The following is a 19,677-nucleotide window of genomic DNA, read 5'->3' on the forward strand; positions in this document are numbered from 1 at the left end:
TTACATGATCGTTGCATGTACTTCCTTGTTCATCGTTTGGGCTGGTTTATTATGTTCATCCACAAATACCACAGTTGGTTTGTATGTTTTGGCCTCTTCATTCGACATGGAAGCATAGGAAATAATAATGACTGTATCACCGGGCTGGACCAGACGGGCTGCCGCACCGTTGAGACAAATCACGCCGCTCCCACGCGGTCCGGGGATCACATAGGTTTCCAGTCGAGCTCCATTGTTATTGTTTACAATTTGAACCTTTTCATTCTCCAGCAGATCTGATGTCTCCATTAAATCTTCATCTATGGTAATACTGCCCACATAGTTCAGGTTAGCTTCAGTAACCGTCGCGCGGTGAATTTTAGATTTCATCATGGTTCTAAACATGGGAAAGTACCTCCACTTTCTGTATTCTTATATTATCAATCAGTCGGGTATTCCCAAATTTTACGGCTAGCGCAACAATGACATCTTCTTGCACATCACATAGGCGCTGCTCAGGACGAAGGGGCTCCAGGCCAGGAAAAGTTAATATTTCAATGTAGTCAATATCTGCCAAAGGAGATGAGGAGATGGTCGACTCCACCATTTGATGTAACTGCTCAATCGTAATGGTGTTCTGTACAATATCTTCGCTCACTTCTTGCACCTTGCGCAGTGACTGGGACAGCACCAACGCCTGCTCACGCTGTTCCGCACTCAAATATACATTGCGGGAGCTAAGAGCCAAACCATCGGCCTCTCTGACGATAGGACAAGGTATGAGGGTCACATTCATATTGAGATCAGCCACCATTTGTTGAAGCACAGCAACCTGCTGCGCATCCTTCATGCCAAAGAAGGCCAAATCAGGACCTACCATGTTAAACAGCTTAGCTACCACTGTAGTTACACCATCAAAATGGCCAGGACGGGAAGCGCCGCACAAGCGGTCTGTCAGAGCGGATACGTGAATTTTAGTTTGAGTTGGCTGCGGATACATTTCTGCTACAGTCGGCAAAAAGACAATATCCACGCCTTCGCGCCGTGCTACTTCCAGATCACGCGCTTCATCGCGAGGATAGCTGTCCAGATCTTCGGTAGGTCCAAATTGAATCGGATTTACAAAAATGCTAAGCACGACTGTGTCTGCCATTTCACGCGCCTTTTGCATCAAGCTCGCGTGCCCTTCGTGCAGGTATCCCATTGTTGGTACAAAGCCAACTTTATGTTGTTGTACAGAGGCAGAATCGTGTACCATTTTTGCTCTATTGGCCCCAAGCTGCCGACGCTCGGCAATAATCTTACGCAGTTGAGCCACTTCTCTTACGATGATCATGACTGTGATTCCACCTTTTCCTTAGCTTGTTCCTGCGCTTGTCCTTTTGCCTGACCGTACAAGGACTCCAGGGACTCCACAACGCGATCATCCGCGCTGAACACATGCTCTGCGGCCGGGAATGCCCGCCCTTTCACATCGCTCACATACTGCTCAATGCTGCTGCGGATCAAGCCGCCAACATCGGCATAGGTTTTAACAAAACGTTTGCTGAAATATGGCGATGCATATTGAATTAGATCGTGATAAACAAGTACCTGACCGTCACATCCACGTCCTGCACCGATTCCAATGGTTGGAATGGAAAGTTCTTTAGAGATCGCCGTTGCCACTTCCTCAGTCACCAATTCCAGTACAATACCAAAGGCACCCGCCTGCTCTAACGCCTTGGCATCAGCCATTAACCGGCGTGCGTCTGCTTCGTCCTTACCTTGAATGCGATAACCGCCAATCTGATTAACCGATTGCGGAGTAAGTCCGATATGTCCTAGCACAGGTACACCTGCCTGAACAGTCGCTTTTACGACATCGGCAATTTCAGCTCCGCCCTCCAATTTAACAGCATGCGCATGTCCTTCCTGCATCAGACGACGGATGCCTTGAAGACTTTCAGATATGCTGCTGTGATATGTCATAAAAGGCATGTCCGCTACGATGAACGTATGCTCGGCGCCTCTTGCCACTGTCCGGGAATGGTACACCATATCATCCAGGGTCACTGGGATGGTCGAATCGTAACCAAGAACTACGTTACCCAGCGAGTCACCCACGAGAATGATATCAATTCCCGCCTCCTCGGCTATTTTAGCCGATGGATAATCATAGGCGGTCAGCATACTGAGCGGAATGCCCTCTTGCTTCATTTTTTTCATTTTTACGATATTCAGTGCTTGTTTTCCTGCCATTGTGAATGGCTCCCTTCCATCTTTTTTTGGCACAAAAAATAACCTTTTATGAACGCCTGTACATATGCGTCATCAAAAGGTCCGAACAGCCAAAAAAGACACTCATTTTGAGATCGTCCCTTCTGTCTCGGTCCTGTTCGGCTCAGAGCAGAATCCAACGTAACCTTCAAATGAAGTTATGATGGTCTTACAAACTTGCTAAAGTAGAGCATGTGCCCTTGGAGTGCAGCTCGGACCGTCCGATGCCGCCTCCTGCACAGTATAACAAAAAATATCAGCTTTTTCACGTGAAGTTTTACACAGGAAACAGAAAAATTGTGGCCGTATACTCAGCTAAGGTCGCTTCCTACAATTGTATATCCCCTGAAATGACCTGAATTCGCTCACCCTGGTCCGTTTCTATAACGAGTGCTCCTGAAGGGTCCAAGCCAACCGCTGTACCTTCTACCGCTATCCCTTGTCCCGTATGTGCACGTACGCTTCGGTTCATCGTCACAGATAACGCCTCCCACAGCATGGCTATAGGCTGGAACCCCTGCTCGGCATATAGCTTGCATAGCTGCTCCATTTCTTCCAAAACAGCAGCAATCAGCCCAGTACGGTCAACTTCAAGCCCCGCCTCTATTTTCAAAGATGTCCCTACATGGGATAACTCTTCCGGGTAATCTTCTACATTCAAATTAACGTCAATGCCAATCCCTGCAATGCAGTAGCGAACCCGTTGATCCTCTGTTGCAGATTCCAGCAGAATACCGGATACCTTGCGACCATGAATCAGCAGATCGTTGGGCCATTTGATGCCTGCCTCTACACCCGTCAGTCGGCGAATAGCCCTACACACCGCCACGCCTGTTAACAGCGTTAGCTGGGGGGTAAAGGCCAAGGGCTGGGTGGGGCGCAATACAATGCTCATCCAGATACCTTTGCCGCGAGGGGAATACCATTTGCGCCCCAGACGTCCCCGACCTGCCGTTTGTTCCTCCGCAAGCACTAACGTTCCCTCCGGCGCACCCTCTTCTGCCAAACGCATTGCATCCTGCTGAGTGGATACCGTTGAGTCCAGAATAATGATACGCTGACCAAACGATTGAGTGGTTAACATACCTGCCAATTTGGAGACTTCCAGCCGGTCTGGCTGAGAGATCAGCCGATAGCCCCGCCGTGAGGAGGCATCGATATTATAACCCAGCTCACGCAGTTTGTTGATCTGCTTCCATACCGCCGTACGACTAACCGACAGTCGTCGGCTAATCTCCTCCCCGGATACGTAATCGGATGAACCTTCCTCCAGTATGCCTAACAATCTTTCATGATTATTCACTACTCATCACCCGTTTCACTTCCTGAAGCAATGTTTCTGTTTCATTCGGGATATCTCCGCAAGCGACCGCTTGTAAAAGCCGTTCCATCATCTGTCCCAGCCAAGGTCCACCTGGTCGATTCATTGCCTGAACCAGTTCATTTCCAGTAATATTTAAATCCTTGATACGAACGACGACCGCCTGCTGTGTCCACGAGTTTGCCAGTTCGGCAATTTTCTTCACATGCTTTTCTACCCATGGCGGTAATCCGCGAAACGAAGAAGGCAGTGTCTTGTAAAGCTCCAGCCAATCTGTAGCTGTGTCCTTTCCCAACTTAATTAACAAACGAATCCAGCTACGACGCAGCGCCTCAACGTTGATACGGTCGGAATCCCTCGAAACTGAGTTGCCAGCTATGGCAACAGCATGACTGATGAGCTCAGTCTCCCATTCCAATAAATGAACCAAACGTAGACGTACAGCGTTGGAGAAAGTCCAAGCTCTTAAAAGCTCGTCCGCTGCCTCTGAGCTAAGTCTACAAGACATAAGGAGCAAACCCCACCGCAGCTCTGCTGGCAGCTGCACGATCTCCTGGAGCGCCTGTGCGTCACATTGTTCCCAGGGAACCGGAACCTTCGTACAGCCCAGCAATCCACTACGACCCAGCATCTCCAGCCCACGTAATGGATCAGGTCCCGCTAGCATCTTTTCTAACTCGACTCGCACCCGTTCCATGGCTATGTATCTAAGTCCCTCTCTGCGACGAGTCATACCTTTCCAAGTATTGTAGGCCACTCGGAACCGAAATACAGAGGCAAAACGGATGCAGCGCAGCATTCGCAGCCCGTCCTCCTCAAAACGTTCCTCAGCTCGTCCCACACAACGAACGAGAGAGGCTCGCAAATCTGCTTCCCCTCCAAACGGGTCCACTCGCTCCCCATGTTCAGCCATCGCGATTGCGTTCATCGTAAAATCGCGCCGCATCAGATCCTCACGGATGTCCTTCACAAAGGATACTTCCGTCGGACGGCGGTGATCGGTATAACCGCTTTCCGTACGAAAAGTGGTCACCTCGAACGCATGACCGTCCTGCATGACCGTTACCGTCCCATGCTGGATTCCTGTCGGAATAACATGAGGGAATAGCGCTAAGACCTCTTCAGGTTCAGCCGAGGTGGTCAGATCCATATCATGAATAGCACGTCCTAATAGCTCATCCCGCACACAGCCACCGACCCAATAAGCTTCGTGGCCTGCTGTGGTTAGTGTATGTATGACCTCTCTGCCGTGAAGAGCCATCTCTGGGTCAGCATGTTGCCAAGTATTTGTATTCACAGGGTTTCCCCCTTTGCAAGTATTCAATAAAAAAACGGACGCGAGTCCGCCCCCTTAAACGCTGATCGGTTTAAGATCCGGCACCTCGCGTCCCAACACACGGTAATAAATCTCTTCATATTGACGAGTAATCAGCTTATCACAGAATACGGTACGTGCGCGTGTCAGGCACGCTTCACGGAAACGTTCCGCCATTGCTTCATCGGACAACAGTTCTACAGCATATTCTGCCATCGCCTCTGTATTACCGATTTCAGCCAGATACCCCGTACTTCCATGTACAACGAGTTCAGGTACTCCTCCTGCCTGAGAACCGATTGTTGGCACTCCACAAGCCATGGCTTCCAGCGCAACTAGACCAAAACTTTCTTTCTCCGACGGAAGCAACAGCACATCTGCCATAGAAATCACTTCTGCGATTTGATCCTGCTTACCTAAAAAGAAGACTTTGTCCTGTAAGCCTAAACTTTCGATTTTACAACGAATTTTCGGAAGATCCGGTCCTTCTCCCACCAACAGTAGCTTCGCAGGTACCTTTTGTTGCACTCTGTCGAATATATCCAGCACATCTCCCACCCTTTTGACAGGACGGAAATTGGAAATATGCATCATAATTTTTTCGTGCGGTTGGGCAAAATCTCTCCTAAGCGCAGCAGCATCTCGTGGATAATATACTCGTTTATCTACAAAGTTGTAAGTCAAATCAATAGGTCGTGTTATTTCCAACGCATCAATCGTCTCCCGAATCAAATCTTTGGAGACGGCTGTCACAGCGTCACTTTTGTTAATAGCCAGTCGAATCAGATCCTTTAATGATTCATCCTGTGCCAACACTGTAATATCTGTACCGTGCAGGGTGGTAACCACTTTCAAATGATCGCCCACCATTTCCTTCGCCAAATATGCGCATACTGCATGCGGAACAGCATAATGGACATGGAGTACATCCAAATTCTTCATTTGAGCCACCTGGGCCATTTTTGTCGCTAGCGACAAATCATATGGCGGATATCTAAACACGTAATAATCGTTAACCTCAACTTCATGATAAAAAATATTCTTCTGGAACGCCCCGCCTAATCTGAACGGAATGCTATTGGCAATAAAATGAACCTCATGCCCTTTTTCTGCCAGCAACTTGCCCAGCTCTGTAGCCACAACGCCAGAGCCACCCAGCGACGGATAACAGGTAATCCCAATTTTCAGTTTGTCATTCAAGCTAAGCTGCCTCCTTCCGGTCATCCATAATCACTCGTATGCCCATGTATTTCAGCATTCTACAACATGCGTAAGTATATAGTCCTTATTTGAATAGCTTAACCAGATATGGCGTTTTGGACGCAAATCCTTCTGCATATGAAATCAGTTTACGTTGACCCAACAACGAATCCCGAGCTTTTACACGTTCCACATACCCCTGATTCAGTGGTGTGGATACCGTATCCTTCCCAGGCGCTGCCTGAAATTGCGAAGCATAACTCAACAACGACTGTTCCTTAGCTTCATAATGCTCGGTAATGTCCACGATCAAGTCCGTTCTGCCGATATCATTAATAAAATAAAAATATAATTGCTCTACCTGTACCGCAGGACTTTCTGGCATAAAGCGTCTCAACTTGGCGTTAAACACAGCTTCCTCTACTAGCTTGCTGCACATGACATGATCCGGATGCCGATCCTCCCAATAAGGAGCAAATACAATTTTTGGTGCATGTCGTCTGATTTCTGCTGTAACTGCAGCTACATGTTCAGGAGTTACATATAACCCACGATCAGGCAGACCCAAATTCGTCCGCACAGCCAGCCCGAGCACTTTTGAAGCGTGTTCAGCTTCTGCCATACGAGTATCCACATCACCATTAGATGACATTTCAGCCCGTGTCAAATCGCACACCCCCACCTTTAACCCAGCGGCTGTATGCTTGGCAATCGTGCCTCCCATTCCTATTTCTGCATCGTCGGCATGGGCTCCGAAAATCAGGATGTCCAGCGTCATTTTACATCACCCTGCTGGTCAATGCCCGGTTTATATTTATGTACCAGCTCACGCCAAGCAAAATCGCCACGATCTAGCGCTTTAACCAGTATTTCAGCAGTTGCAACGTTGGTTGCCAAAGGAATCCCCTGTACATCACACAGACGTAATAATGCGCTAATGTCCGGCTCATGCGGCTGTGCCATGAGTGGATCACGCAAAAATATAATCAAGTCCATGTCATTTTGCGCAACCATAGCCCCGATTTGCTGATCTCCACCAAGCGGCCCAGACATGAAGCGGTGAATTTGAAGCTTGGTTTGCTCCATAATGCGCTGACCTGTTGTACCTGTTGAATATAATTGGTGATCTGTAAAAACATGCTCATATGCCGTAATAAAATTAACCATTTCATCCTTTTTGCGATCATGCGCTATAAATGCAATCTTTAACATTCGAAATTCCTCCTGCCTCATTCTATAATTCCATTCATCAATTCATTCGTATATTCTTAATCAATGTAATGCTCAAAACCATATACAAGCCCCGGCTGCTCCATTACCTTCTGGATACCGATTTTAACACCAGGCATGTATCCAGCCCGTTCATATGAATCCTGACGAATTTTCAGAGATTGTCCAAATCCTCCAAATATGACTTCTTGCTGTGCGAACACACCGGGAAGACGGACACTGTGAACGCGGAAGCCTTGGTAGTAACCGCCTCGCGATCCTTCTAGCGTTTCTTCCTCTTCCGGGTTGCCTTGTCGTAGCTCCTCACGCTGCTCGGCGATCAGTTCAGCAGTCTTAATGGCTGTACCTGAGGGCGCGTCCAATTTTTGGTCACCATGATATTCGATGATTTCCAGATGTGGGAAATATTTCGCTGCCTGAGCCGCAAACCGCATCATCAAAATGACGCCGATCGAAAAGTTGGGCGCAATTAGACCACCAATTTGTTGCTCACGACACTGCTTGTCCAGTTCATCAATTTGTTCAGGAGTAAACCCTGTCGTACCGATAACTGGACGAACTCCATGCTTAATAGCAAGCGCTGTATGTGCGTACGCAAAACGCGGCCCCGTAAAGTCAACCATGACATCGGCTCGACTCTCCAGTAAAGCCTGCTCTACATCCTCCATAATAGCGATACCAGCTTCCGGTAGTCCGACGAGAAGGCCGGCATCACTGCCGGCGTGTGTTCTGTTCACTGCGGCTACAAGCTGTAGTTCCTCATCCTGAAGAACCAATTTGACCACCTCACGGCCCATACGTCCTGCTGCTCCAACGACAGCCACTTTTATTGGTTCTGACATATCCCTACAACTCCTTATGCATCCATTTGTGCTAGATTTGTTCATTCATCTGCTGGCATAATTTCTTCATGAGGTTGGCAAGCTGCACATTATGAGGAAACAGCGCTGCAGCCTCACGAGCAGCCTGCACAGCCAGCTTATATTCATTCAATTCGTCATAAATCAAAGCGAGCAGTAAAAATGCGTCACCACATAACGGATCAAGAGAAATTGCCCGTTCGAGCAGCAAAATCGCATCCTGGCGCATCTGTGGCGTAGCTCTGTCGACCTCCAGCATTTTTCTGGCTTTTTCTGTATACTGCCTGGCTTCCTGCGCATGCAGATGGAGAACATATTCATCCTGCTGTGGAGCGAGACGGACCGCATGCTCTGCATATGCCAGGGCCTGCTCCAATCGTCCACTGCGAGCATAGGTAACCGAGCAACGGAAATAATGCTCCGCATGATCAGGCTGGGCTGAAATCGCTTTTTCAAACCATTCCACCGCCTGCTCAAAATCGTTCTGCAAAATGCACTGATAAGCTTTCTGAACGTATTCCTCCGCCTTCATGACACTGCACCTCCGGGTAACCGGTTTGGTACAGCATATGTACAAAACGCCTAATCGGTGTCCTTTTTGGTCCAGCGATTCGCGTCACGCGTGTTAAATTTATGCATAACCTTATCATGTGCCTCAGTCAAATTGATACCCAGTGAGTTCGCAAAGCAAACAGTGATGAACAAAATGTCCCCCAGTTCCAGCTCAATGGAATTGTCCGCCTCATCCGTTTTTTTCGGCTTCTCACCAAAGGAGTGATTGACCTCCCTTGCCAGTTCACCGACTTCCTCGGACATCCGGGCCAACATGGCCAAAGGACTGAAATACCCTTCCTTAAATTGAGAGATATACTGGTCTACCTCACGTTGAATTTCATCTAACGATTTTTCCATGAAACACGCAATCCCCCCATGTGCAGGTTTATTCATATGTTATCGTAAAGCACATTTTAAAACAAATTTTTTTTAATTGTGAACTAACGAACCCAATTTGCAGTCATCTGTCTTTTAAAGCTGTCGCAAAAAGGTATACTAAACATAAGGGGCTGCGATTTAGCAAAAATTGCATGTAGTCGCCATCCTTAAACTGCTACTGTGAGGGATCATATGAAAATATCCAAGTCCATGGAACAGCTTAAATTGATTTTGCCCATCGTATTTGGCACCGCCATCTATGCATTCGGTCTGCTTTATTTTATTATACCCAGTAAACTGATGGAAGGCGGTATTACAGGGATCACCCTGCTGCTAAATTATGCTTTTTCGATTTCACCTTCTCTCTCCACTTTGTTACTGAACATTCCATTATTTTTAATTGGATGGAAAATGCTTGGGGGCAAGCAGATTATATACACGGGGGTTGGTATCGGGTCGCTCACATTCTTTTTGTGGTTGTTTGAAAAAATGATTCATCTCGGATGGATGGGGACCTTTCAGACTGAACACGATTTTATACTTTCTTCATTATATGCAGGGGTTACGCTTGGGGCCGGGTTAGGTATTGTGTTTCGCTTTGGCGGCACTACTGGAGGCTCGGATATTATCGCTCGTATTTTAAACCGGAAGTTTGGCTGGAGTATGGGAAGGATTCTGCTGGTCATTGATATTGTCATTATCGGTGCTTCACTACTTTACATACCCAAAGAAAAAATTCTATATACATTAGTGGCTGTGTTCATCGCGTCTAAGATTATTGATTTTATACAAGAAGGGGCGTACTCTGCCAGAGCCTTTATGATTATCAGCGACCACACGATGGATATCGCAGATATTATTACCAGGGACATGGATCGCGGAGTTACCATTATTCCGGCTGTAGGTGCATTTTCCAAACAGGCCAAGCATGTTGCCTATTGTGTCGTGTCCCGTCAGGAAATAAGACGACTGCATCAAATTGTTAAATCAGTTGATCCACGGGCGTTTATCATCATTCAGGATGTGCATGATGTACATGGCGAGGGGTTCAAAGAGGAATAGCCCGGTAATCCGGGCAATGGGCTGACATCTATGAATGGCTCCACAGCCAACGACGCGAATGTTCAACTTTCATCATTACCCAGTGAAGCCAGCCCGATATTTACGATAACCTGCATAGGCCAGCGCCAACAGCACAATCATGCCGATAGTCAATTCAGCCCGGCGCTCACTCTCACGCGGGATAAATGGCGCCAGTGCGGTAGCATCTTTTTCACGTCCAAACAAGGCATTCAACGTCGGGTTGCCCTGGTCCAATGCTCCTCTAATCGCTGAGGCATCTGCATTTTGCTGATCCCCCAATCCTTTGACGTAGGAAATCCAGGAATCAGTCCGCACGACCTCGGTTGTTCTGCCATGGATCAATGCTGCTGTACGGATCGTTTCATAGTGGTCTTCCAGGACTTCGGTACCAGCTTTGAATCCCTTCATGTTCCCTTTAGCAAACTGGTTATTCAAACCGCTAACATCTTCTCTTAAAATCTTATAATACTGCTGCCATAAGGGCTGGCGTGGGTGTGCAATCGCATCTGTCGCAAGCCGTAAATTGGCCGCTGCCTTCACCCACTCATCCGGGGATGCTTGAACCGACTGTGTAGCTTGCTGCACCTCCAGGATGCTGCCGGATAGAGCATGAATGGCCTCTACAGATAACGTGGCCTGTACCTGTCCAGTGCTGAACCATCTGCTCACCTCGGCTACATCCGCACGCGCTTTTTCAATATTCCCGTCCATTACGTCACGGTACAGTGTCGCAGCTGCATGATCCAGTTCTTCAATTTCCTTGCTATTACCTTCGAGTTTTGACTGATCGCGCGCTTCTGCCATACCTGGAGGGACGCAGACGGACAGCAGCAAGACCATGGATAACACAATACTCGAAACCAAGCGTAACGTAATATGAACCCCCCGACCCCTAATCATGGGACATCCCTCCTCACCTTACTGTATGGCAAGGTTAACGGGACTAGAACTGGCTTTAGGTGAACCATTCGAAACCGGCTATGCTCTGGACAAAACAGGAAACATAAGTGGATTTTCATTACATCTGTTTGGGTGCTTAGTCATATAAAACAGTGTAGTATAAGGAATGTCGCCCGCTCCAAAAATATCGTAACAGTTCATCGTATCTCCTTCGAAACCTGCAACAACAATCGTATCGTATTGAGGTATGTGCCAAAAAAACTTGTCTTTAAAAAATAACGTACTATAAAATAAAACCAACCACTCATTGTTTTCCGCAGAAAAAAGTGAATACGGATTGAAGTCAGCACTCTTCATTTTCAACAACTGCAAATCCGGCATTTCTTCCATATTTAATTGATCAATCTTTATGTTTAGGTTGCTGGTAGGTGCCTTCCGACTACATTGATACTCAGGTGCCGAAGCGAAGCCGAATCTAGGATAAAAATCCTTCACACTATCATTTCCAAACAGATAGATACCGTCACAGATACCGTCACAATTGCCATGCCAATCTTTCAGCGCTTGCTCTACTAAAAACCGACTCAAACCTTGATTCCTGTAGTTTGCAATCCCCCAATTGAAACCAGGTTTCAAAATCAAAACCAAAACTCTGTTTTGCTAAATAATTAAAGCTTGCTTTTATTTTGTGATCATCACGGATGCCTTTTTGGAATACATATTCCTTCTGATTTATAACGATATGCATCTCTATTTCTCCATTCAAAAGACTCAAGCTAGTTCACGATAAGACGATACCTTTCGATTGCGTGCTAGCATGGCAAGCCATGCCGCTACAATACTAACAAGGGTCAGCATGTAGGTAAAAGTACGCACTTGCGTCACATCATCCGTTAGCGTCCTGGGAAGATAAGGGTATATGCCATAGGTATAATCCATCGTATCATTTAACAATGTCCAAAGTGCGGCTAAGCATAAAGCAATCCATTTGCAGCTAAAAAATCGTACAAACAGTAACGCTTCGACCGCCATTGCTGTGTGAGATGCTATCAGCATCCAATCCTGCCAAACCATAGGCCCCCCCTGCGCAACTCCCCACAAAATAATAGCCGAAGCCCAAATGCCGTACTTTACACTCGTAACGACAGCCAACGCTTCCATGATCTGGCGAATGACCTTCAAGCTTTTGAAATGCGGAGGATAGAGCAAAAATGCTATAGAAATTGTAAAAAATAGGCTGGCCGTCGGACTATCAGGCACAAATACAATCTGCCACGCCGGGTGATAATTCAGTGTATATTCCAGCTGTCCGCCATACCATATGTACCCATACACCGTTCCAACTAAATTACACCAGAACAGCAGCCACAAAAAGGGCCGGCTCGTCAAGAACGACCGGCTCCACAAATAAGATAACGACACGTCCTTCATCCTCCGTTCATACGACAGTTGCCTTGTACAGGCACTATCCTACAATGACTATATCATATCCAAGCGTATCAAAAAAACCTGACCGCCGTTACAGTCAGGTTTGATGATATAATCTCGAACTGGCGCTTGGTCAAAATGACCACCTTAAGCTTACCAAAAGCGTTCTAACTCATTGCTTTCAGCTCATCCGTAAGATGACGAAAAGCTACTTCATCTCCGGAGGCTAACGCCTCATCAATATCCTTGTAGAGTTTTTCACTCCGGTGTTTACGTAATGCCTCGTCCAAAACCATCTCAGCAGACAGGCCCAACATTACCTCATAAGTAACCTTCATTTTATCCATAGGATGCACCTCCAACATGAGTTTAAGAGATCCTATATTCTTTTCCTTTCGCCACATAGCTGAGTGTCGTTCGTGACATCCGCTGTAAATCTGCATCTGTCAATTCGCGCACCACTTTGGCAGGTGTACCGATAGAAAGAGTATAGGGTGGTATTTTGGTATTTTCCGTAACGACCGACCCTGCTCCTATTAAAGCATATTCACCAAGCTCCGCTCCGTTGAGTACAATGGCCCCCATACCAATTAAAGTGCCTTTGCCTATCGTACAACCGTGGATAATGGCAGCATGTCCTACCGAAATATCATCCGCCAGCAACAGGGGCTGATTCGTGTTCACATGTCCCACGACACCGTCTTGAATATTGCAGCGTTCACCGATGATGATAGGCGCCATATCCCCGCGCAGTACGGCATTAAACCATACGGAGGAATCTTGGCCGATCGTTACTTTTCCGACAATTTTTACTCCTTCTGCCACATAGACAGATGAATGGAGTTGTGGCAAGTTTCCGTTGTAGTGAATTAGCATCAACTTCACCCTCTCATATTTTGGGTGAAATTCTATCAACATGTGTACTGCTTGTCAATGGAGCTGTATACCCGAGTCGCTTCGCCCAAGACGGCACTCTCCCGCCAACTTCTGCCCCCAGGCCGTCATTTGTACAGAGGGTCCTGTCGAATGTTCACCTTGTCGAAGCATACCCAAGTGAAGCATCATTCGTATAATCCTCTGATCAAAGACCGAACGGGAGGTATCATAGTAAAACGGTCGGATCAGTGGGCCGATATGCACAAAAATCGACTCTGAGGAAGTCCATGGCCTGGCACATTCTCCAATCCAGTAGACTAGTGAAAGCAGATTGGGTACGGCTCCTTTATACAATCTTAACCAAAACCTGAATAGCTGTATCATTTCATCCTCAATTGCGAGTTCCTGTTGTGCCTCCCCTTTTGCGGTCAGCTCAACCCTGTCTCCCTTCTCCTCAATATACTTGGAGTGCCGGGCGTAATCATACAGTAATGCCATTCGATCCGGATAAAACTTAAAAGAGGAACCATAGCCAAAACGCCATCCTCCTTTACCCAATAACGGCTCCGCAATGTGCAAATGCTCCATTAGTTGCTGCTGATTGCGACGGTACCAAGCTCCCTCAGGGTTAAGCAGAACCTCATGCTGCCTCATATATTGAAGGAAAAGCCGTAAATCCTCCGCCAGTAGATGCCCTTCATCCCGGTACGACGACGGTTCGCTTACCCGGATCATTCCGTTTTGAAAGTCATGTACCATAACACGCCGAAAGCGCTCCTTCATATCCGAAGGAATTTGGTACAAATATCTCGTATTGTGCGTTGAACCATTGAACAACCAGCCGCTAGAACGTAGACGGGTCACAATATCTCGTGGTCGCTCACCAGCATCTCCGTCCTGCTCGACAGACTGTTTGGCAATCGCAATCAATTCCTCCATACTGAAATAAGGTCGGTCATCGAACAATAGCGCATTCAAAAACCTTACCTCTGACAACCTCAGCTCCTTGACCTGCGTCTCAAAAAAACTACTACTGCCGAGCTTTGTCAAAATCCCTTGGATCAACTCATGCTTGGAATTAGGTTTGCAGTCACAATCGTAATACACTGCGATTCTGTTCAAATGCACAATATCCGCAAATGTCAGCATATCCGCCAGATTCATTGTTCCATCGCCTCGTCACTGGACTGTCATCCGGAAATGATTCTTACCTGTTGTACCCACAGCTTTGACGGAATCTTCAGACTCTAAACCTCTTTTTTTGCAAAGGTATAATTAAAAAACAAAAAGACCACGACTCTACGATGAGTAGAAGCCGTGGTCTTTCACAAAGTATTGGAGTTGCAGTCACTTTTTCTCTTGCAAATGCTTCGTGCAATTATATAAAAGCGGTTCCCAGTCCGCATCCTCACGCTGGAGTACACTTAGTGACAAATTGCCAATTCGTTCTGTAAATTTTTCCTGATACAGAGCCTTATACAAATTAGCCAAGAAACCCCCGTGGGAAACGATCAACAGATTCTTGTCCCGATTTTCTGTCCAAAGAGCCTCCATAAAAGCTAGCGCACGAAGCTGAAGATCTGCATCGCTTTCCTGCCCTAAATCCAGCAGATGCCAGTCAACTCCCCACTTCTCTTCACGTTCGGCCTGTGTCATCCCCTCGACCTGACCATAAGCACGTTCTCTTAGTCGATCATCAGGTTCCAGCAATGGCAAATGCAGGGCAGAGGCAATAATATCCCCCGTCTCTTTCGCTCTGGAGAGACTACTGGTAATAAGCCCGTCCCATTGATAAGGCTCTTCCTTCAATCGTTCTGCCAGCAAGCGTGCCTGCCGACGCCCTTCCTCATTCAACGGAATATCACTGTGCCCCTGGATTTTACCTACCGCATTCCAATCCGTCAATCCATGTCTGATCAAGCCAATAAGCATTGTGTCAGTCCTCCGCTGTTGTGTTATTCAGGCATATAATGAATTTTATATGGAGCCCATCTGCCAGCTAATTTCTAACTCTTCTCGTCCGATGGATCCAGCCCAGAGAAAATAAAGCAAGCGCAAGTGCCAATACAGACAACAACATCCAGTATTGTGGGTAAGTAGGAACAATGCTTGCAACCAGCGGATCCATAATGCCACTATTCACATCTTTAATGTGGTATTGATACTGTGGAGATGTACTTGTAGTTTCCAGCAGGCCTGTCGGTAAAATACCCGTATCCATGACAGGAGCCGCTTGGGGGGGATTTTCCTGAGAGGAGCTTCCATTCCAGTTCAAAAACAAAAAGCTGCACAAAAATACGGCCAAGAAGCCGGCGATCCATACAGACATATACTTACGGGCTGCTGGGTTCACACGCGCACGTCGATGCTCGCCCGGAACAAGCCACGGTGATTCTTCATAAATTCGATCCATGACTCTACGATTCATTGCCTCTAGCTTATCATCTGTTATTTCAAAGGAAATATCACGAATAGCCGATCGACTTTCTTTTGACAAATTCCAATCATTCTCTTCCGAACCATGCTCCCACCCGGCAGACGAGCTTTTGGCCCGTCTGCGCTCCGAGTCTTGTTTCGATACATTTTTGCCTGTAGCGAACAAATCCTCAGCGTCCCTGGATTTCATTGGCTGCTCATCCCTTCGTTTTCCTCATAGAGAGGCTCAAAAAAATAAGGCTCCAACTGCGTCTTCACACTGGTTCTTGCCCGGAAAAGCAATGACTTCACCGCACTGACCGTCTGTCCTAAAATAGTCGCAATCTCCTGATAATCTAATTGCTCATATTCACGCAAAATCAGCGCAGATCGCTGCTTCTCAGGCAATCTGTTGATTGCTTCACGAACCATCTCTACCTTCTCACCGCGAAGAACAGCCTGCTCCGGGATTACATCCGATGGAGCTACCGGTACATAACCGCTCTCTTCCAATGGAACCTGACCACTACGGTGCTTACGAAGCTCACTTAGCACCGTATTGCGTGCAATTGTATATAGCCAAGTGGAGAACGATGCATCTACCTCGCGAAAAGAATGCAGGCTCCGATACGCTTTATAAAACGTCTCCGAGCATAAGTCCTCAGCAATCATTTCCAGGTTCGAACTTTTCAGCATATGATAAACAAAAGCTAAAATTTTACGTTGGTGCCGCCTCATTAATTCTGAATAAACCTCAACATTACCTTGTTTGATTTCCTGAATCATCTGGGAATCTGTCATCATCCGAGTGAGACCCTCCTCGCCCATACATGTGCTGTTTTCCCGTCCGATTCTGTCTATATATACCGAACAGGCCAAAAAAAGTTGCGCCCTCTGCGCAAATGGATGAAACAGCATCATGGAACATTTGTTATTTTCTTACCCTATGTAGTGCCAACATTAACGGTGCTATCCCCAACAATATTCAATATCCAAAATGGACTTACCCATTGTACCACAAAATGGCCGCCAGTAAAAAAGTCCAAAATCCCCACGATTTCCATCAAAGGCTCCCTAACGCTGGCAGCTAATTCATTTAAACCGCTTTTCAATGGAATTTTAAGTTTATTCAAGATAAATGACAAATCCAATTAAAGTGTTTCATTTAGAGCACCAATAAGGATAATTAAACAAAAAGAAAACGCTTTAAAAAAATATTGACAAAATGAAAACGTATACATATAATAAAAGTACAGTATGGTTTCTCTCCACTCCTATCCTACTCAGCTACTTTACTGAAAGTAGCTACCACCCGGGGCTTTACCCGGGTGGTTTTTTTTCTTTATTAATAAGTAGTAAAGGACCATTCCATCGACTCTTCAAATAACAAAAAAGCGGGAAGAGAACCTTCGCCCGCTTTAAATCTTTTCTTACTACTTCACTCCAGAAAGTATGATGCTTTTAAGGCGGTCCGTAGCGGAGCGATTCATTTGAATCTGGAGAAGCGTAGCGCTCGCCTTTGCCTGCGGATTTTCCCCTTTGTACATATATTCAGAAAATCTGCAGGCAACAGCGATCGTAAGATCAAATGAATCGCGGAGCGGTCTACCTCCTTATTGAACACTCATACTTTCCTTCTATACAACCACTTTATAGCCCATCGAATCCAGTAAGGTTTTGGCACGCTCCCAGTCCTGCTCTTGACGGAAGGAAAGCCTCATGATGCCAGGAACATCCTCCCGACTTTCAATGATTCGCATATTGCTCAGATTAATGCTGTGATTTCCTAGTTCCATTGCAATTCTTCCGATAATCCCTGGGGTATCCGGTACATCAATATACAGATCAAACGTAGAGACAATAACTCCTTTACGACGTTCTGGCAGTTCACTACGGAAATGCCCTGCTGTCAAAAATTCGTCAGCAATTCCCTCTCCGTCTTGTGTTCTCAGCAAATGAGTAAAACGCTCAATCTGCCCATTCCATTCTTCTAACAGGCCCAGTAAAACATCACGATTACTCAGCAAAATGTCCCGCCACACAACCGGATCACTAGAGGCTATCCGTGTAATATCACGAAACCCACCAGCAGCCAATGTACGGTACAACGGATTTTCATCATTGTGCTTTCTTACCTGATTCACCAGCGCTGCTGCAATAATATGTGGAAGATGGCTAATCACACCGACAATATCGTCATGCATATCAGGTTGGACACGCACAACATGAGCACCGGTATATTTCAACAAACGCTCCAGCGAGCTGTAAGCTTCCTCAGGCACACCCTCTGCAGGGGAAAGCACATAATATGCATTTTCAAACAACAACGCAGAAGCGGCCCTGACACCGGAACGCTCCGAGCCAGCCATCGGATGACCCCCGATAAAGTAAGCATTGTGCAAAGATATTTCTGATGCCTTTTTGGCAATCGCCGATTTTGTGCTACCTACGTCGGTAATAATACACCCCGCTTTAAGCGGTAACTTGCTTAACAATTCGAGGTAATGCTCCAGTAAACCAACCGGAACGCATAAAAAAATAAAATCGGCATCCTTGACCGCCTCTTCAACCGAAAGAGTCGCGGTGTCCACGACACCACGGCTTAGCATCGGTTCTATCAGTTCAGGAAGATGAGCATGACCGACCACAGTAATATCCGGCTTCCCTCTAAAACAAAGTGCGAGGGACCCGCCAATCAGTCCCACGCCGAAAATGGCAATCTTCATCTATTATCAAATCCCATCTGCGGAAATTATAGGCGTACTTTCGCCGCTTCCGCCCCCAGGACCTGTTCCAGCGCACGAATAAACAACTCATTTTGCGGCTGTGATCCAACCGACACCCTAATATATGTCGGATATTTGTGATGACCTGCGCGAATAATCACACCTTTACGAAGCAACTCCTGAAATACCTCACCGGATGGACGACGTACATCCAGCATAATAAAATTACCATGTGCCGGGAAAGACTCCAGCCCCAAACGCTTCAGCTCATTTTGCAAATAAGCTCTACCCTCTGCATTACGATCCCGACATTCCTGAACAAATTCCTGATCTTCCAAGGCAGCAATGGCCGCAGCCTGTGCTACCCGTGAAGTATTAAACGGCTCACGAACCTGATTGATCAAGCGAATGGTTGCCTCGGCTCCCATACCATATCCGATGCGTAGCGAAGCCAGACCATAGATTTTGGAGAAGGTACGCAGTACAACCAAATTTTCATAAGCTGACAACAAGCGAATACCGTCTGGATACGAATGATCTATTACAAACTCAGCGTAGGCTTCATCCAGCACCACCATGATATGCTTTGGCACTTGGTTCAGAAACGCAATCAGCTCAGCTTCGGGTACAATCGTTCCCGTCGGATTATTTGGATTACAGATCCAAATAATTTTTGTACGGTCATTGATATGAGACAGCATGGCATCCAAATCATGTACACCGTCACGCAAAGGCACCTCAACTGCAACTGCTCCCTCAATTTCCACGTTACTTTTATAGACGGAAAATGTCTGATCAGCCATGATGCTTTCTTCCCCTGGAAGGAGGAATGCACGCGTAATCAACGCAATAATTTCGTCAGAGCCACAGCCATAGATAAATTGTTCTTCTTTTAATCCCGTCCGTTTAGCTAGTGCCTGTGTCAGAGCAACTGCACTTCCATCAGGATATACACTGATGTTAGCAAACTCCTGCTGAATGGCCTGCAACACTTTGGGAGAGCTGCCATACGGATTCTCGTTTGAGGCGAGCTTGATTACTTCATCGAGTCCCAGCTCACGTTTCACATCCTCAATCGGTTTACCGGGCTGATATACTGGCAAATGTACAATATGCGGTTTAGGCTGCATGCCCCTTCCTCCTCTATCCAAT

The 19,677-nt window shown here is 46.6% G+C and carries 24 protein-coding genes; 1 reads left to right on the forward strand and 23 read right to left on the reverse strand.

The genetic code is table 11. The features are described from left to right. The 11 genes from panD to MKX36_RS14410 all read right to left on the reverse strand — a co-directional run bounded on the left by panD (position 1) and on the right by MKX36_RS14410 (position 9,076). Positions 1-384, reverse strand: a complete 384-nt coding sequence (gene panD / locus MKX36_RS14360) for an aspartate 1-decarboxylase (protein WP_013371641.1) — start codon at positions 382-384, stop codon at positions 1-3. After that, positions 377-1,315 (reverse strand): pantoate--beta-alanine ligase, encoded by a 939-nt coding sequence (gene panC / locus MKX36_RS14365; RefSeq protein WP_340864929.1) that lies wholly within the window; start codon positions 1,313-1,315, stop codon positions 377-379. The genes panD and panC overlap by 8 nt, the downstream gene beginning before the upstream one ends. Then, the gene (gene panB / locus MKX36_RS14370) at positions 1,312-2,220 is read right to left on the reverse strand and encodes a 3-methyl-2-oxobutanoate hydroxymethyltransferase (protein ID WP_340864930.1); all 909 of its coding nucleotides are present in this window, start codon (positions 2,218-2,220) and stop codon (positions 1,312-1,314) included. The genes panC and panB overlap by 4 nt, the downstream gene beginning before the upstream one ends. A 346-nt stretch (positions 2,221-2,566) precedes the next feature. Further along, positions 2,567-3,541, reverse strand: a complete 975-nt coding sequence (locus MKX36_RS14375) for a biotin--[acetyl-CoA-carboxylase] ligase (protein ID WP_340864931.1) — start codon at positions 3,539-3,541, stop codon at positions 2,567-2,569. Next, positions 3,534-4,856, reverse strand: coding sequence for a CCA tRNA nucleotidyltransferase (locus MKX36_RS14380; RefSeq protein WP_340864932.1), 1,323 nt, complete (start codon positions 4,854-4,856; stop codon positions 3,534-3,536). The genes MKX36_RS14375 and MKX36_RS14380 overlap by 8 nt, the downstream gene beginning before the upstream one ends. A 54-nt stretch (positions 4,857-4,910) precedes the next feature. After that, positions 4,911-6,074, reverse strand: a complete 1,164-nt coding sequence (bshA, locus tag MKX36_RS14385) for an N-acetyl-alpha-D-glucosaminyl L-malate synthase BshA (protein WP_016822185.1) — start codon at positions 6,072-6,074, stop codon at positions 4,911-4,913. An 85-nt stretch (positions 6,075-6,159) separates the two neighbouring features. Further along, on the reverse strand, positions 6,160-6,852 hold the full coding sequence (gene bshB1 / locus MKX36_RS14390) for a bacillithiol biosynthesis deacetylase BshB1 (RefSeq protein ID WP_017427558.1): 693 nt from the start codon (positions 6,850-6,852) through the stop codon (positions 6,160-6,162). Then, a complete protein-coding gene (gene mgsA / locus MKX36_RS14395; protein WP_013371648.1) occupies positions 6,849-7,286 on the reverse strand; it encodes a methylglyoxal synthase in 438 nt (145 codons plus the stop codon). Before mgsA ends, bshB1 begins: the two co-directional genes overlap by 4 nt. A 56-nt stretch (positions 7,287-7,342) precedes the next feature. Beyond that, positions 7,343-8,146, reverse strand: coding sequence for a 4-hydroxy-tetrahydrodipicolinate reductase (gene dapB, locus MKX36_RS14400; RefSeq protein ID WP_340864933.1), 804 nt, complete (start codon positions 8,144-8,146; stop codon positions 7,343-7,345). 31 nt (positions 8,147-8,177) lie between these two features. Continuing rightward, on the reverse strand, positions 8,178-8,696 hold the full coding sequence (locus MKX36_RS14405) for a tetratricopeptide repeat protein (RefSeq protein WP_016822188.1): 519 nt from the start codon (positions 8,694-8,696) through the stop codon (positions 8,178-8,180). 50 nt (positions 8,697-8,746) lie between these two features. Continuing rightward, complete coding sequence (locus MKX36_RS14410; protein ID WP_007430805.1) at positions 8,747-9,076, reverse strand: nucleotide pyrophosphohydrolase; 330 nt, start codon at positions 9,074-9,076, stop codon at positions 8,747-8,749. A 213-nt stretch (positions 9,077-9,289) separates the two neighbouring features. On the opposite strand from MKX36_RS14410, the gene MKX36_RS14415 reads away from it, so the two are divergent. Then, positions 9,290-10,159: a YitT family protein gene (locus MKX36_RS14415; protein ID WP_016822189.1), complete on the forward strand. Its 870-nt coding sequence runs from the start codon at positions 9,290-9,292 to the stop codon at positions 10,157-10,159. A 75-nt stretch (positions 10,160-10,234) separates the two neighbouring features. On the opposite strand, the gene MKX36_RS14420 is transcribed toward MKX36_RS14415, so the two are convergent. From MKX36_RS14420 to hisC, 12 genes are all read right to left on the reverse strand, one after another. Next, on the reverse strand, positions 10,235-11,080 hold the full coding sequence (locus MKX36_RS14420; protein WP_340864934.1) for a sporulation protein YpjB: 846 nt from the start codon (positions 11,078-11,080) through the stop codon (positions 10,235-10,237). 78 nt (positions 11,081-11,158) lie between these two features. Further along, positions 11,159-11,722 (reverse strand): GNAT family N-acetyltransferase, encoded by a 564-nt coding sequence (locus MKX36_RS14425; RefSeq protein WP_340864935.1) that lies wholly within the window; start codon positions 11,720-11,722, stop codon positions 11,159-11,161. A gap of 129 nt (positions 11,723-11,851) precedes the next feature. Next, positions 11,852-12,502, reverse strand: coding sequence for a DUF1405 domain-containing protein (locus tag MKX36_RS14430; RefSeq protein ID WP_025365122.1), 651 nt, complete (start codon positions 12,500-12,502; stop codon positions 11,852-11,854). A gap of 173 nt (positions 12,503-12,675) precedes the next feature. Then, the gene (locus MKX36_RS14435) at positions 12,676-12,855 is read right to left on the reverse strand and encodes an IDEAL domain-containing protein (protein WP_013371655.1); all 180 of its coding nucleotides are present in this window, start codon (positions 12,853-12,855) and stop codon (positions 12,676-12,678) included. 22 nt (positions 12,856-12,877) lie between these two features. Beyond that, complete coding sequence (locus MKX36_RS14440) at positions 12,878-13,384, reverse strand: gamma carbonic anhydrase family protein (protein WP_090890187.1); 507 nt, start codon at positions 13,382-13,384, stop codon at positions 12,878-12,880. A 54-nt stretch (positions 13,385-13,438) separates the two neighbouring features. Beyond that, the gene (locus tag MKX36_RS14445; RefSeq protein ID WP_340864936.1) at positions 13,439-14,548 is read right to left on the reverse strand and encodes a hypothetical protein; all 1,110 of its coding nucleotides are present in this window, start codon (positions 14,546-14,548) and stop codon (positions 13,439-13,441) included. 183 nt (positions 14,549-14,731) lie between these two features. Then, entirely contained in the window at positions 14,732-15,316 is a 585-nt protein-coding gene (locus MKX36_RS14450; RefSeq protein ID WP_025365124.1) for a histidine phosphatase family protein, read from the reverse strand. Between the two features lie 67 nt (positions 15,317-15,383). Further along, a complete protein-coding gene (locus tag MKX36_RS14455; protein WP_013371659.1) occupies positions 15,384-16,010 on the reverse strand; it encodes a hypothetical protein in 627 nt (208 codons plus the stop codon). Continuing rightward, positions 16,007-16,603 carry an RNA polymerase sigma factor gene (locus MKX36_RS14460; protein WP_013310707.1) on the reverse strand — a complete coding sequence of 199 codons (597 nt, stop codon included), beginning with the start codon at positions 16,601-16,603 and terminating at the stop codon, positions 16,007-16,009. The genes MKX36_RS14455 and MKX36_RS14460 overlap by 4 nt, the downstream gene beginning before the upstream one ends. A gap of 140 nt (positions 16,604-16,743) precedes the next feature. Beyond that, positions 16,744-16,932: a hypothetical protein gene (locus MKX36_RS14465; RefSeq protein ID WP_340864937.1), complete on the reverse strand. Its 189-nt coding sequence runs from the start codon at positions 16,930-16,932 to the stop codon at positions 16,744-16,746. 504 nt (positions 16,933-17,436) lie between these two features. Continuing rightward, positions 17,437-18,525, reverse strand: a complete 1,089-nt coding sequence (locus tag MKX36_RS14470; RefSeq protein ID WP_340864938.1) for a prephenate dehydrogenase — start codon at positions 18,523-18,525, stop codon at positions 17,437-17,439. Between the two features lie 26 nt (positions 18,526-18,551). After that, positions 18,552-19,655 (reverse strand): histidinol-phosphate transaminase, encoded by a 1,104-nt coding sequence (gene hisC, locus MKX36_RS14475; RefSeq protein ID WP_340864939.1) that lies wholly within the window; start codon positions 19,653-19,655, stop codon positions 18,552-18,554. Positions 19,656-19,677 lie beyond the last annotated feature (22 nt).

The organism is Paenibacillus sp. FSL W8-0439, assembly GCF_038008995.1.
In the GTDB taxonomy this organism is placed as follows: Bacteria; Bacillota; Bacilli; order Paenibacillales; family Paenibacillaceae; genus Paenibacillus; species Paenibacillus polymyxa.

Bases quoted from the DNA above. Each gene is read 5' to 3' on its own strand.
- panD (WP_013371641.1), bottom strand. From the start codon at position 384: ATGTTTAGAACCATGATGAAATCTAAAATTCACCGCGCGACGGTTACT.
- panC (WP_340864929.1), bottom strand. From the start codon at position 1,315: ATGATCATCGTAAGAGAAGTGGCTCAACTGCGTAAGATTATTGCCGAG.
- panB (WP_340864930.1), bottom strand. From the start codon at position 2,220: ATGGCAGGAAAACAAGCACTGAATATCGTAAAAATGAAAAAAATGAAG.
- bshB1 (WP_017427558.1), bottom strand. From the start codon at position 6,852: ATGACGCTGGACATCCTGATTTTCGGAGCCCATGCCGACGATGCAGAA.
- mgsA (WP_013371648.1), bottom strand. From the start codon at position 7,286: ATGTTAAAGATTGCATTTATAGCGCATGATCGCAAAAAGGATGAAATG.
- dapB (WP_340864933.1), bottom strand. From the start codon at position 8,146: ATGTCAGAACCAATAAAAGTGGCTGTCGTTGGAGCAGCAGGACGTATG.
- MKX36_RS14405 (WP_016822188.1), bottom strand. From the start codon at position 8,696: ATGAAGGCGGAGGAATACGTTCAGAAAGCTTATCAGTGCATTTTGCAG.
- MKX36_RS14410 (WP_007430805.1), bottom strand. From the start codon at position 9,076: ATGGAAAAATCGTTAGATGAAATTCAACGTGAGGTAGACCAGTATATC.
- MKX36_RS14415 (WP_016822189.1), top strand. From the start codon at position 9,290: ATGAAAATATCCAAGTCCATGGAACAGCTTAAATTGATTTTGCCCATC.
- MKX36_RS14420 (WP_340864934.1), bottom strand. From the start codon at position 11,080: ATGATTAGGGGTCGGGGGGTTCATATTACGTTACGCTTGGTTTCGAGT.
- MKX36_RS14435 (WP_013371655.1), bottom strand. From the start codon at position 12,855: ATGGATAAAATGAAGGTTACTTATGAGGTAATGTTGGGCCTGTCTGCT.
- MKX36_RS14440 (WP_090890187.1), bottom strand. From the start codon at position 13,384: ATGCTAATTCACTACAACGGAAACTTGCCACAACTCCATTCATCTGTC.
- MKX36_RS14445 (WP_340864936.1), bottom strand. From the start codon at position 14,548: ATGAATCTGGCGGATATGCTGACATTTGCGGATATTGTGCATTTGAAC.
- MKX36_RS14450 (WP_025365124.1), bottom strand. From the start codon at position 15,316: ATGCTTATTGGCTTGATCAGACATGGATTGACGGATTGGAATGCGGTA.
- MKX36_RS14455 (WP_013371659.1), bottom strand. From the start codon at position 16,010: ATGAAATCCAGGGACGCTGAGGATTTGTTCGCTACAGGCAAAAATGTA.
- MKX36_RS14460 (WP_013310707.1), bottom strand. From the start codon at position 16,603: ATGATGACAGATTCCCAGATGATTCAGGAAATCAAACAAGGTAATGTT.
- MKX36_RS14470 (WP_340864938.1), bottom strand. From the start codon at position 18,525: ATGAAGATTGCCATTTTCGGCGTGGGACTGATTGGCGGGTCCCTCGCA.
- hisC (WP_340864939.1), bottom strand. From the start codon at position 19,655: ATGCAGCCTAAACCGCATATTGTACATTTGCCAGTATATCAGCCCGGT.